The following is a 12483-nucleotide window of genomic DNA, read 5'->3' as shown; positions in this document are numbered from 1 at the left end:
CGAGTGATCTGCAACGTGCGCTGCAACTGAACGGGCGCAGCACGGCTCCTGACAGTCAGTGACGCAACGCAACCACCTCAGGAGGACCCCATGCACGCTTGGCAGATTTCTCCTCTCTCGTCGGCGCAGCAGGAGTCGGAGGTCGACCCCTATCGCTTCCCCGGTATCCGGGACCTCGATGCGCACACCGTCTTCCCGCCCGTGGACGCGTCGGAGGATGACTACTTCCTCCCGGCCCCCGACCCCAAGCAGCGGCTTCCCTTCGCGCTTCCCGCCGCCGACAAGCGCCGCCTCGATCTGCACGCGGCGCTGACCACCACGGGTGTCCCGCCGCTGCCCGGCGACCTCGACGCGATCAAGGCCCTGTGCACGCTGGACGAGCGGACGCTCGCCACCGTGCTGCGATGGATCACCAGCCCTCGCTGAGGCGTCACCGGGCGAGTACGCCACCCGTCCGGCGGCACCACTGCGAGCCATGTCTCCCTGACGGGGTATCCCTTCTCTCAGGAGAAGGGATACGCCATGAGTACCGAACTGTGGTGGGTGGCAGCGGTCGCGGCCGCGCTGATCGCCACGACCGCGGCGCTGGCCGTCGCGCTCCTGGTCAGACTGGTGAGGGCACGGCGGCGACTGCGAGACGCCGGAATTCCCGTGGAGAACAAGGTCGCCTTCTGGGGCGCTCTGATCTACCTGGCGAGTCCGGTCGACCTGCTGCCCGACCCGGTCCTCCTCGACGACATCGGCGTCCTGCTCCTCGCGCTGCGCTCCCTCCACAGCGCGGCGGCACGCGCCGGAGTGGCTCAGGAGAGCCAGTCGGTGTAGCCGGTGGGAGCGATGCGGACGTCGCCCTTGGCAACGAGGACGTCGCCCTCGACGGCGGCGAACATGCCGGCGGTGTCGTCGGTGGTGACCGTACGGCCGTCGGGGTGGGCGGCCAGGGTGACCCTGCCGAGTTCGTCGAGGTTGAAGACGTCGGGCCCGGCGATGTTGCGGGTGCCGTTGAGCGGCGCGCCCACTGCGACTTCGGCGACCGCGTCGGCAACGTCCTTCGCGGCGATCGGCTGGATCGGAGTGGCGGGCAGGCGGACGGTGTCGCCGTCGGTGGTCCAGGACAGGACCGCGTCGACGAACTCCATGAACTGGGTGGCGCGGACGATCGAATACGGGACCGGCCCGGCCTTGAGGATGTCCTCCTGGAGGGCCTTGGCCCGGTAGTAGTCCAGGGCGGGCACCTGGTCCACGCCGACGATCGACAGGATGACGAAGTGGCGGACTCCGCCCTTGTCGGCTGCGGCCAGGAGGTTGTCCATCGAGGTCTGGAAAAAGGCCGGGGAGGCTTCGTCGAAGGTCGGGGAGTTCGTCAGGTTGACGACGACGTCGGCGCCCGCCACCGCCTGCTCCACGCCCTGGCCCGTAATGACGTCGACCCCGGTGGACTGCGAGTGTGGCACCGCCTCGTGCCCGGCAGCGTTCAGCTTCTTCACGACCTGCGACCCGATGAGCCCGGTGCCGCCGATGACCGCAAACTTCATGACATGCCCTTCCACTGAGGAGACGTGTCCGGTATATGCCCTATGCGTCTAGAGTGCATCGCACGCGGAAACTCGGACACTTTCTATCCGGGATACTACTCGGACATCATGTGTCCGAGTCAAGCGGAGTGCGGTTAGAGTGATCGAGTGAAGATGTCTGGTGGGGTCGAGTGGGCGCTGCACTGCTGCGTTGTCCTGACCTCGGTCGAGGAGCCGGTGCCCGCCACGCGACTGGCGCTGCTGCACGACGTGTCGCCCAGCTACCTCGCCAAGCAACTGCAGGCGCTCTCCCGCGCCGGCCTGGTGCGCTCGGTGCAGGGAAAGTCGGGCGGCTACGTCCTCACCCGGGAACCCGCCTCGATCACGGTGCTCGATGTCGTCGAAGCGGTCGACGGCCCCGGCCCGGCGTTCACCTGCACGGAAATCCGGCAGCGCGGCCCGCTGGCGGCGCCTGCCGAGTCCTGCACCGCTCCCTGCGCCATTGCCCGCGCGATGGCCGGGGCCGACGCCGCCTGGCGAGGAGCGCTGCGATCGGTCTCGATCGCCGACCTGGCGCGGAGCGTCGGCTCGGACAACGGCCCCGACGCACTGGCCGGCATCAGTTCCTGGCTGACGGCAGCGGACGCGTAGGCGCTCCCGTCCCGCGACCCCGCCACCTCTCCGCCGCCGACCCATTGATCCCCCTCGTTGGCATCGTGCTCAAACCAGCCCGGCAGGTGCCCAGGCCCACTGAGTGGCGGTGCGGGAGGGCAGGGAAGATGCTGGTTTGAGTCAGGCGCGTTCGAGGCATCGGACCGACTGCCCTTGAAGGTGGTGAAACGCGTGTCGGACGCCGATGTGCCGAGCCACGGCGGGCTGACAACGGCGGGCATGCCGACGGCACTACTCGAAACTCTCTTCACGCACGCCAGGTCCACCCTGCTCGTACTCGATACGAACCTCCAGGTGGTGCGCGCCAACACACCTTCCGACGGGGCCGTCGCGCAGGACGTTCCCGGTCGTTCACTCACCGAGGTCTATCGCATCGACGAACCGGACGGCGTTGAGGAAACGCTCCGCGCAGTGCTCCGCACCGGCGTTCCCACCCGTGAGCGACCGTTCCGCGGCAGCCTCGCGGACGACCCGGGCCCGGATCACAGCCTCACCCTTTCCTGCTACCGCCTCGACGATCCGGGTGGAAGCACGCTTGGTCTGCTGGCCGCGGTGGTCGATGTCACCGAGCACGAGAAGGCACGCAACCGGGAAGCGGCCCTCACGGCGGTGCGGGAGACCGTGGGGCGGACCCTCGATGTCGCGGCGACCTGCCGAGAGCTCGCGGAGGCCCTGGTGCCGGGATTCGCCGACATCGCGGTCGTGGAGGTCGTGGACTACGTACTGCGGGGCGCAGATCCCCCTTTGGGGCCGCTGGGCCGTGGCGTTCCGCTCCGGCGCGCCGCGTTCCAGGGCCCCGGCGCCGACGCGAACCAGGCCCATCCGGTGGGTGACGTCCGCGACTTGCCCTACCCCAGCCCCTACGCCCTTGCACTGTCCGATCTGCAGCCGCGGCTGGTCGCGCTCGGCACGGACACACCGTGGCTGGCGGCAGATCCCTCTCGCGCCCGGGCGATCGAAGCGTCCGGGGCGCACTCGCTGATCGTGGCCCCGCTGACCCTGCGTGGCACCGTCCTCGGGCTGATCAGCCTCTACCGCTGCGGGAAATCCGATCCGTACGACGAGTCCGATGTCACCCTCGTCCTCACCGCGGCGGCTCAGACCGCCCTCAGCATCGACAACGCGCGCTGCTACGCCCGGGACCACACCATCGCCTCGACGGTCCAGCGCCACCTGCTGCCCCAGCACGACTCTGCCCGGCTCGGTCTTGAGACGGCCCATCTGCACCTGCCCGGCGCCAACAGCGGCTGCTGGTTCGACACCTTTGCGCTGTCCGGCGAGCGAACCGCCCTGGTCGTCGGCAACGTCGCAGGCGTGGGCATCGAAACCGCGGCGGCCATGGGGCAGTTGCGTACGGTCATCCACGCGCTGGCCGCGCTCGACCTCGAGCCCGACGAACTCCTGGCCCGCCTCAACGACACCGCCACCCGGCTGGCGCGTGAGCGTGCGGCCCTCCCGACCGGCGATCTCATGCACCGGCAGCCGCTGACAGCCACCTGTACGTACGGGGTGTACGACCCCTTCTCCCGCACCTGCACCGTCGCGCGCGCCGGTCACGCGGTGCCGCTCGTCGTACATCCCGACGGGAGTACGGCCATCCCCGACGTGCCCGAAGGGCCTCACCTGAGTTCCGACGACACCGCGCCATTCCCCAGCGTCACCCTGACCCTCGACGAGGGCAGCCTCCTCGCCTTCTGCACCGGCGGGTTTCTGCGCGACGGGGAAACGATCAGCGACCCCGTCAGAGACACGCTCGCCCATCCCGGACGCCGGCTGCAGGATCTGTGCGACGCCGCCGCCTACACACTTTCCACCGCGCCCGGCCCGGACGGCGCGGCGCTCCTCCTTGCACGCGTCGGCACCGTTCCCCAGGACCACGTCGCCACCCTGGAACTCGGCAACGAGCCGACGTCCCCCGCCATCGCCCGCTCCTTCGCCCGCGACCGGCTGACGGCCTGGGACCTTTCCGCGGAGACGGTATTCGCCGCCGAGCTGATCGTCAGCGAGCTGGTCACCAATGCCGTCCGCTACGGCGCACCGCCGGTGTCGCTGCGTCTCGTCCTCGGCCACGCGCTCACCTGCGAAGTCCACGACAGCAGCGCGGCCGCCCCTCATCTGCGCCATGCGCGGACGGTCGACGAGGGCGGTCGCGGACTGTTCATCGTCTCCCAACTCGCCGCCCAATGGGGCACCCGCTACGCCGGGGACGGCAAGACCCTGTGGACGGAACAGCCGCTCGACCCGACGGGCTGACGCCGTTCATCGTGAGCGCGACGCGTCGGGCCTCGCCGTCGCCGCGCACATCACCCCCGGCGCTCAACTCCCCGCCTACCAAGGCACCGTGACCTTGCGGGAACACCCCGACGTTCGCCAGTGACCACCGTCGCGTGATCCAAAACCTGCCTTGAACGAGGCCTTCCCCTGCCCCGAGGGGCTGTGCAATGGTACATGTCACACGCTACTCCGTGTTCATGACAACGACGGCGGGATGACCGACTCCCGTCGCCACCAAGGTCCGCCCCCCTCGCCGTGCCAAGGCACGGCCGCCGACCGGCCGGAGGCCACCACGATGCGTAGTTCCCCCAATGTCAGAGCGCTCGCCCGGCTGCTGACAGCCGCCCTCTTACTGAGCCTGGGGCTCACTCTGCTCGCCCCCGCCGGCCGGACGGCCGCGGCCGCGGCCGCCGCCGCTCCCGTGCCGACGCCGAGTTCGAGCCCCGCTCCACAACCCGCCACTCCCGCCGCGGCCGCCGCCGAACTCGCCCCCGACGCCGCGCGAACAGACGGGCAGACCACGGATCTGTCGCAGCGCCCCCCGCTGAGCAGCACAACGGCCGCCCTCCAGCGTGAACCGGCCGAGGCCGCACCGACGAAGGCCTGCCAGGTCAGCGACTTCGCCTCGAAGACCGGCAGTGCCCTGGTCCAGCAGATCAAGGTGTCGGAGGTCTCCTGCATCAACACACTGTTCGGTGTGACCGGTTCGGACTCCCGTGCGCTTTTCCGTGAGGCGCAGATGGTCACCGTGGCGAACGCGCTCCGCGACACCGCCGCCACCTACCCGGGCAACAACAGCACGTCGGCCGGCCAAGTGGTGCTCTACCTGCGCGCCGGGTACTTCGTGCAGTGGAATCAGCCGGACACCGTTGGCTCGTACGGCCCGGCGCTGAAAAGCGCCGTCCAGGGCGGCCTGGACGCCTTCTTCGCCTCGCCCCGCGCTTTCGACGTGAACGACGCCAACGGCCAGATCCTGGCCGAGTCGGTCACTCTGATCGACAGCTCCAGGGAGAACGCCCGCTACCTCAGCGTGGTCAAGCGGCTGCTGAAGGCCTACAACTCCTCCTACAACAGCCACTGGTGGATGGTGGCGGCGGTCAACAACACCTACACCGTGCTGTTCCGCGGCCACTACCTGCCGGATTTCGTGTCCGCCGTGCAGAGCGACCCGAGCGTTCTGACGGTGCTGCGCGACTTCGCCGTCGCCCACGACGGCCTGCTTGGCACCGACAAGGCCTACCTGACCTCCAACGCCGGGCGTGAACTGAGCCGCTTCCTGCAGCACTCGGCGCTCCGGACCACCGTCCGCCCGCTGGTCAAGCAACTGCTCGACCGCAGCGCGATCACCGGCCGCACCGCCCCGCTCTGGGTCGGCGTGGCCGAGATGACGGACGAGTACGACAAGGCCAACTGCGCCTACTTCGGCACCTGTGACCTGCAGAACCGGGTACGTAACGCCGTGCTGACGGTCAAGCACACCTGTGGTGCGAGCCTGCGGATCGTCGCCCAGCAGGTGACGGCCGCCGAACTGTCGGCCACCTGCACCAGCCTGCTCAACCAGGACGCCTACTTCCACGGCGTGGTGAAGGACAACGGGCCGGTCGCCGACGACCACAACACCACCCTCGAAGTGGTGGTGTTCGACTCCAGTACCGACTACAAGACCTACGCCGGGGTCGTCTTCGGCATCAGCACCGACAACGGCGGCATGTACCTGGAAGGCGACCCCGCCCAGGCCGGCAACCTGCCGCGCTTCATCGCGTACGAGGCGGAGTGGCTGCGCCCCGACTTCCAGATCTGGAATCTCAACCACGAGTACACCCACTACCTCGACGGCCGCTACGACATGTACGGCGACTTCGAAGAAGGGGAGTCCACGCCGACCGTGATGTGGGTGGAGGGCCTGGCCGAGTACATCTCCTACTCGTACCGCAACGTCACCTACGACAAGGCGATCACCGAGGCCGGCAAGAACACCTACCCGCTCAGCCGGCTCTTCGACACCACCTACGCCAACTCCGACACCACCCGGATCTACCAGTGGGGCTATCTGGCAGTCCGCTACCTGATCCAGTCCCATCCGCAGGACGTTTCCACCCTGCTCGGCCACTACCGCACCGGCAACTGGGCCGCCGCACGCACGCTGCTCACCAGCACCATCGGCACCCGGTACGACGCCGACTTCGCCCGCTGGCTGAGCAAGTGCGCCGCCGGCGACTGCGGCGCTGCCCCAGGTCTGCCGGAGTGCTCCTCGGCCGACTCCCGTGAGCTCGGCAAGAACTGCCGCCGCTCCAACGTCTCGGCCACCACCGGGAACCATGCGTACCTGTACCTGAAGATCCCGGCCGGCACCGGCTCACTCACGGTCACCGTCTCTGGGGGCACCGGCGACGCCGACCTCTACTACAACCCCAAGGGCTGGGCCACCGTCCGCGACAACACCGCCCGCTCGGTGCACACCGGCAACGCGGAGACGCTGACGATCCGGCAGCCACCGTCCGGCTACGTCTACCTCAGCCTGTACGCCACCAAGGGCTTCGACCAGGTCTCGGTCACCACCGAGTACTGACCCCGGGCGATACCGGTGCCCCATTCGCGACCGGCGAATGGGGCACCAACCGTGCACGGCGGCTACTTGACAGAACCCGCCATCACCCCCTGCACGAAGTGCCGTTGGAAGGCGAAGAACACGACCAGCGGCACCACGACGGACAGGAACGCACCCGGCGCCAGCACCCCGATGTTGCTCCCGAACTGCCGCATCTCCGACTGGAGCGCGACCGTCAGCGGCTGGGACTCGCTGTCCGCGAAAAGCAGGGCCACCAGCATGTCGTTCCAGACCCACAGGAACTGGAAGATGGCCAGACTGGCCAGGGCGGGCCGGCCCAGGGGCAGGATCAGTTGGCTGAAGATCCGCCACTCCGTGCCACCGTCCATCCGGGCCGCCTCCAGCATCTCGCGAGGGATCTCCGCGAAGTAGTTGCGGAGCAGGAAGATCGCGAACGGCAGCCCGTAGGCGACATGGAAGAGGATCACGCCCGGGATGGTGCCAAAGAGTCCGATGGCGCCGAACAGTTTGGCGACGGGCAGCAGCCCGACCTGGACGGGCACCACGAGGAGGCCGACGACAACGAGGAAGATGGCGTTGCGGCCGGGGAACTCCAGCCAGGCGAAGGCGTATCCGGCCAGTGCGGCGATGGCGACGACCAGCGCGGTGGCGGGCACCGAGATCAGAACCGTGTTCCAGAAGGCCTGGGTGATTCCGGAGTTCTCGAAGAGGGCAGTGTAGTTGTCCAGGGACAGCTGCCCGGGGTCGGTCAGCGCCGTCCACCAGCCCTCGGCCGCGTTGTCCCCGTCGGAGCGCATCGAGGACAGGAACAGCCCGGCCAGCGGCGTGATCCAGATGAGAGCCACGACGAGCAGGACGGCCTGGACCACCCCCTTGCCCAGCCATGAGGTCACCCGGGCAAGAGGCCGTCGGCGCGGGCGTGCCGGCGACGGCGGGACGGGCACCTGGAGGGAGGGCTTGGCCATCCTCGGGAACGACTTGGGCTCGACGGTCGCGTGGCCGCTCATGCTCCGCTCCTTCGGAAGCGCCGGACGTTGAAGATCATGGCGGGTACGACCAGCAGGAGGAGGAGCACGCTGATCGCGCTGCCGAGTCCTTGGTTGTTGCCGCCGCCGAAGGACACCAGCCACATCCGGGTCGCCAGGACGTTGGCCTCTTCCTGGACGGGTCCCGGAGCGATGATGTAGACGAGGTCGAAGACCTTCATCACATTGATGACGAGGGTCACGAAGACCACCGTCAGCACCGGCGCGAGCAGCGGCACCGTGATCTTCCGGAAGATCTGCCACTCGGTGGCGCCGTCCATCCGGGCCGCCTCGAGTGCGTCCCGCGGCAGGGCGGCCAGTCCCGCCCCGATCAGCACCATCGCGAAGCCGGTCCAGATCCACAGATAGGCACCGATGATCGCCGGGGTGACAAGAGCGGGCCCGAGCCAGGAGATGCCCTGGTAGGGCGCGGCGAAGTTCGACGCCGGAAGCCGGACGGTGTACGAACCCGCTTCCAGGCCGGGGAAGGTGAACGAGCCGTCCGCGGCGGTGGTGGCCTTCGCGGCCACCTGTCCGTCGCGTACCGCCTCGACCGACATCCCCGGCAGCCCCCTCTCGGCCGGGTCGACCTTGCCGGGCTTACCGCCGCCGCCGGCCGTGAAGTCCAGGTAGACCACGCCCCTGACCTCGTCGGCGGCAGGCTTCGCGGTGGCCGCCGCCCGGGCGAACCGTGCCTCGGAGGGCATCTTGTCGGGTGCGACGCCCACGAAGCCGAGGCTGAGGGACTGCCCAGGAGCCACCGCGTCGGTCGTCCGGTACGAGCCGCCGTCGGCCGCGGCCAGGCCGTGGCCCTGCCGGGCGCGTGCCGTCGGATACGCGGACCGGTCGTCGAAGACGTCGTGTACGCCGACGGCGACGGCGTTGAGTACGCCCCGGTTCGGGTCCTCCTCGTACGCGAGCCGGAAGATGATGCCGGCGGCCAGGAACGACACCGCCATCGGCAGGAAGAGGACGAGCTTGAATGCGGTCGCCCAGCGCACCTTCTCGGTGAGCACCGCGAGGACGAGCCCGAGACCGGTCAGCAGAACCGGTGCCACGACCACCCAGATGGTGCTGTTGCGGATCGCCTTGAGCGTCGCCGGGTCGCTGAATATCTCGGCGTAGTTCTCGCCGCCGACGAACCGGTCGCCGGTGGCGTCGAACAGGGAGCGGCCCGCGGAGAACAGCACCGGATAGACGACCAGGGCGCCGAGCAGCAGCAGCGCGGGGAGGACGAACAACACCGCCGCGTACCGCTTTTTGAGCTGGGCCCGGCGCCGCGGATTCGCGGCGCGGGCGGACGGGATGACTGCCATGGTCGCTGCCTCAGCTCTGGTACGCCTTGGCGGCCGCGGCTTCGAGTGCGGCAGCGGTGGCCTTGGGGTCGGAGGGGTCGCCGAGGAAGTCCTGCAGGAGCTTCCACTCCCCCGCTCCCTTGGTCCCGCCGAACGCGGCCGGCGCCTGGTCGGACATGTCGAAGCGGACCGAGTCACCGGCGTCGACAAGGGACTTGGCCGTGGCGCGTGTGGTGTCGTCGGCGTACGAGGCGAGGTCGACGTCCTTGTTGGGCGACAGGAAACCGCCCGCGCCGGCCCACACGGAAGCCGCTTCGGGAGTGGCCAGGAACTCGAGGAACCGCTGCGCGCCCTTCGCGTTCTTGCCGTCCTTGAGGACAACGGCCGCGTCACCGCCGCTCACCACAGGGGCCTTGCCGCCCGCTACGGCGGGGAACGGGAAGAACTTGGCGTCCTCGCCGAGCTTCTTGCCGAAGTCGTCCTTGGCCACGCCGCCGACGAAGTCGCCCTCGTAGACCATGCCGGCCTTGGGCTCGGGTCCGAAGACCTGCTCTACGGAGTGGGGGAAGTCGGTGCGCAGGGCGCCCTTCGCGCCGCCGGCGACGAGCTGCTTGTCCTTGAACACCTCTCCGAGGGTGGTCAGCGCCTTGACGACACTGGCGTCGGTCCACGGCAGAGTGTGGGCGGCCAGCTGGTCGTACTTCTCGGGCCCGGCCTGAGAGAGGTAGATGTTCTCGAACCAGTCGGTGAGCGTCCAGCCGTCCTCGCCGGCGACGGAGAAGGCGGGAAGCCCGGAGTCGGCGATCGCCCGGCCGGTCTTGAGCATGTCCTCGTAGCTCTTGGGCTCCGCCACTCCGGCCTGCTCGAAGGCGCTCGGGCTGTACCAGACGGTGGACTTGTGGGCGGCCTTGAAGTAGAGGCCGTAGTAGGTCTTGTCGACCGTGCCGTAGTTCTTCCAGACGGCAGCGAGGTTGGCCTCGGCGGTCGTGGCTGCCTTCTCCGACAGCGGTGCGAGCCAGCCCTCCTTGGCGAACTGCTGGAGCACACCCACCTGCGGGACCATGGCGACGTCCGGGGCGTTCCCGCCCTCGATCTTGCTGCCGACGAAGGTGGAGACGTTGTCGCCGGTGGGTACGAAGACGGTCTTCGCGCCGGTCTTCGCGGTGAAGGCGTCGAGCACCTTGCGGAAGTTCTTCTGCTCGCTGCCGGTCCACACTCCAGCCACGGTCACGGTCTGGCCGTCGAGTTCCTTGCCGCTCGCCGGGCCCGCATTGCCGCCGCAGGCCGTGGCGCCGATGACGAGGGAGAGCACTGCAGACGCGGCCGCGGCCGTCCGCCGGTTTATAGAGAGTCGTCGCATGGTGGGAGTCCTTCCGAGGGTTTGTGTGAGGAGCGGAGTTCAGGGAGTGGGGCAGTCGCCCGTCCACCACGCGGCGGTGGCTCCGGGGAGCACACCGTCCGGGCAGGGGCCGCTGGACAGAAGGGGCGTCCCGATCACGGGGGCGGGCACGGGCTCGATGCCGAAGTTGACGGCGCAGATCAGCCCGTCGCCACGGACCATGGCCAGGACCTGTGGAGGCGCCTCCAGCCAGCGCAGCGTTCCTTCGCCCAACTGAGGCAGGCTGCGCCGCAGTTGGAGTCCTTCGCGATACAGGTGCCAGAACGAACGGGTGTCGGCGAGCGCGCGGTCGGTGGCGTGCGCGGCGAACCACTCGGGCTGCGGCAGCCACGGCCGGGCACCGGCCGCGCCCTGGCTGAAGCCGAACGGGGAGGCATGGCCCGACCAGGGCAGCGGGACCCGGCAGCCGTCGCGGATGCGGGCCCGGCTGCCGGTCCGGTGGAAGATCGGATCGGTGAGCACTTCGTCCGGCAGGTCCAGGACCTCGGGGAGGCCGAGCTCCTCGCCCTGGTAGACGTACGCCGCGCCGGGCAGGGCCAGCATCAGCAGCGCGGCGGCGCGGGCGCGGGCGGCGCCGAGCCCGCTGGCCTCCACACCCGGCTCACCCGCGTAACGCGTGACCGTGCGGACCTGGTCGTGGTTGTTGAGGACCCAGGTGACGGTGGAGCCGGTCCCTGCGATGTCGCGTATCGCCTCCGTTATGGTCTCGCGGAAGGCGTCGGCGTCCCAGGGGGCGCTGAGGAGGTCGAAGAAGAACGCCTGGTGGAGCTCGTCGGACCGGACGTACTCGGCGTGTTCGCGCGCGGTCGGTACGGAGACCTCACCGACGAGCAGGCGCTCGCTGCCGTCCCGGGCCGCGTACTCCTCGCACACCGATCGCCAGCGGCGCCACACCTGGTGGACCTCTGGCTGGTTCCAGGCCAGCGGGTTCACCGAGTCCCGGGAGCGTTCGTCGGCGTCCGGGTCGGGCGAGTCCGGCAGCTGCGGGTGCTTGAACAGACCGGCGGCGACATCGATGCGGAAACCGTCGACGCCTCGGTCCAGCCAGAAGCGGAGCACCTGCTCGAAGGAGTCGCCGACCTCCGGGTTCCGCCAGTTCAGATCGGGCTGCTGCGGAGTGAACAGGTGCAGGTACCACTGTCCCGGGGTTCCGTCGGACTCGGTGATCCGGCTCCAGGCGGGACCTCCGAACATCGCCCGCCAGTTGTTGGGGGGCTCGTCGCCGTCCGGGCCGCGCCCGTCGGCGAAGTGGAAGCGGGCGCGGGAGGCGCTGCCGGGTGCGGCGGCGAGCGCCTCGCGGAACCACGGATGCTCGCTGGAGCAGTGGTTGGGGACGATGTCCAGCAGGAGCTTGAGCCCGAGGCGACGGGCGTCGCCCATCAGCAGGTCGAATTCGGCGAGGTCGCCGTAGACGGGGTCGACGTCGCGGTAGTCGGCGACGTCGTAGCCGTGATCGTGCTGCGGCGAGGGATAGAACGGGCTGAGCCAGATGCCGTCGACACCGAGTTTCCTGAGGTACGGGAGCCCGGCGCGCACGCCGGCGAGGTCTCCGATGCCGTCGCCCGTGCTGTCGAGGAAGCTGCGGACGTACACCTGGTAGATCACCGCGTCGCGCCACCAGGCGGTGGCCGTGCGGGAGGGGTGGCCTGGGGTGGCCGGAAGGGCTGTGAGCATCTCGCGTCGACCTGTTCCTGCTGGATGCGAGGGCGCCCCGATCGGGTGCGCTGTTATGCATGCA

General features: G+C 69.3%; 10 protein-coding genes. 5 read left to right on the top strand and 5 right to left on the bottom strand.

The annotated features are described in order from the left end of the window. Positions 1-90 precede the first annotated feature (90 nt). Together ACH4YL_RS12785 and ACH4YL_RS12780 are read left to right on the top strand one after the other, a co-directional pair. A complete protein-coding gene (locus ACH4YL_RS12785; RefSeq protein ID WP_398507293.1) occupies positions 91-426 on the top strand; it encodes a hypothetical protein in 336 nt (111 codons plus the stop codon). Between the two features lie 96 nt (positions 427-522). Continuing rightward, positions 523-822 (top strand): YkvA family protein, encoded by a 300-nt coding sequence (locus tag ACH4YL_RS12780; RefSeq protein WP_398507292.1) that lies wholly within the window; start codon positions 523-525, stop codon positions 820-822. Here the strand turns inward: ACH4YL_RS12780 and ACH4YL_RS12775 are convergent. Then, on the bottom strand, positions 801-1532 hold the full coding sequence (locus tag ACH4YL_RS12775) for an SDR family oxidoreductase (protein ID WP_398507291.1): 732 nt from the start codon (positions 1530-1532) through the stop codon (positions 801-803). The two genes, ACH4YL_RS12780 and ACH4YL_RS12775, sit on opposite strands and share 22 nt — an antisense overlap. A gap of 153 nt (positions 1533-1685) precedes the next feature. Between ACH4YL_RS12775 and ACH4YL_RS12770 the strand changes: the two genes are divergently transcribed. From ACH4YL_RS12770 to ACH4YL_RS12760, 3 genes are all read left to right on the top strand, one after another. Continuing rightward, complete coding sequence (locus ACH4YL_RS12770; RefSeq protein ID WP_398507343.1) at positions 1686-2162, top strand: RrF2 family transcriptional regulator; 477 nt, start codon at positions 1686-1688, stop codon at positions 2160-2162. A 192-nt stretch (positions 2163-2354) separates the two neighbouring features. Further along, positions 2355-4436 (top strand): SpoIIE family protein phosphatase, encoded by a 2082-nt coding sequence (locus tag ACH4YL_RS12765; RefSeq protein WP_398507290.1) that lies wholly within the window; start codon positions 2355-2357, stop codon positions 4434-4436. 316 nt (positions 4437-4752) lie between these two features. After that, on the top strand, positions 4753-7026 hold the full coding sequence (locus ACH4YL_RS12760; protein WP_398507289.1) for a M9 family metallopeptidase: 2274 nt from the start codon (positions 4753-4755) through the stop codon (positions 7024-7026). Positions 7027-7088: 62 nt separating this feature from the next. Here ACH4YL_RS12760 and ACH4YL_RS12755 read toward each other — a convergent pair whose 3' ends face one another. Genes ACH4YL_RS12755 through ACH4YL_RS12740 form a run of 4 tightly spaced genes read right to left on the bottom strand, consistent with a single transcriptional unit; the run spans position 7089 to position 12419 of the window. Next, positions 7089-8033, bottom strand: coding sequence for a carbohydrate ABC transporter permease (locus ACH4YL_RS12755; protein ID WP_398507288.1), 945 nt, complete (start codon positions 8031-8033; stop codon positions 7089-7091). Next, the gene (locus tag ACH4YL_RS12750) at positions 8030-9367 is read right to left on the bottom strand and encodes an ABC transporter permease subunit (protein WP_398507287.1); all 1338 of its coding nucleotides are present in this window, start codon (positions 9365-9367) and stop codon (positions 8030-8032) included. The genes ACH4YL_RS12755 and ACH4YL_RS12750 overlap by 4 nt, the downstream gene beginning before the upstream one ends. Positions 9368-9377: 10 nt before the next feature. After that, on the bottom strand, positions 9378-10706 hold the full coding sequence (locus tag ACH4YL_RS12745; RefSeq protein ID WP_398507286.1) for an ABC transporter substrate-binding protein: 1329 nt from the start codon (positions 10704-10706) through the stop codon (positions 9378-9380). Between the two features lie 39 nt (positions 10707-10745). Next, positions 10746-12419 (bottom strand): glycoside hydrolase family 13 protein, encoded by a 1674-nt coding sequence (locus ACH4YL_RS12740; RefSeq protein WP_398507285.1) that lies wholly within the window; start codon positions 12417-12419, stop codon positions 10746-10748. Positions 12420-12483: the final 64 nt, after the last annotated feature.

The organism is Streptomyces sp. NPDC020681, from assembly GCF_044334895.1.
Classification (GTDB): domain Bacteria; phylum Actinomycetota; class Actinomycetes; order Streptomycetales; family Streptomycetaceae; genus Streptomyces.
Note: the sequence above shows the minus strand (reverse complement) of the source record. Positions and strands in the feature narration are given on the sequence as shown.

Bases quoted from the DNA above. Each gene is read 5' to 3' on its own strand.
- ACH4YL_RS12785 (WP_398507293.1), top strand. From the start codon at position 91: ATGCACGCTTGGCAGATTTCTCCTCTCTCGTCGGCGCAGCAGGAGTCG.
- ACH4YL_RS12780 (WP_398507292.1), top strand. From the start codon at position 523: ATGAGTACCGAACTGTGGTGGGTGGCAGCGGTCGCGGCCGCGCTGATC.
- ACH4YL_RS12775 (WP_398507291.1), bottom strand. From the start codon at position 1,532: ATGAAGTTTGCGGTCATCGGCGGCACCGGGCTCATCGGGTCGCAGGTC.
- ACH4YL_RS12770 (WP_398507343.1), top strand. From the start codon at position 1,686: ATGTCTGGTGGGGTCGAGTGGGCGCTGCACTGCTGCGTTGTCCTGACC.
- ACH4YL_RS12760 (WP_398507289.1), top strand. From the start codon at position 4,753: ATGCGTAGTTCCCCCAATGTCAGAGCGCTCGCCCGGCTGCTGACAGCC.
- ACH4YL_RS12755 (WP_398507288.1), bottom strand. From the start codon at position 8,033: ATGAGCGGCCACGCGACCGTCGAGCCCAAGTCGTTCCCGAGGATGGCC.
- ACH4YL_RS12750 (WP_398507287.1), bottom strand. From the start codon at position 9,367: ATGGCAGTCATCCCGTCCGCCCGCGCCGCGAATCCGCGGCGCCGGGCC.
- ACH4YL_RS12745 (WP_398507286.1), bottom strand. From the start codon at position 10,706: ATGCGACGACTCTCTATAAACCGGCGGACGGCCGCGGCCGCGTCTGCA.
- ACH4YL_RS12740 (WP_398507285.1), bottom strand. From the start codon at position 12,419: ATGCTCACAGCCCTTCCGGCCACCCCAGGCCACCCCTCCCGCACGGCC.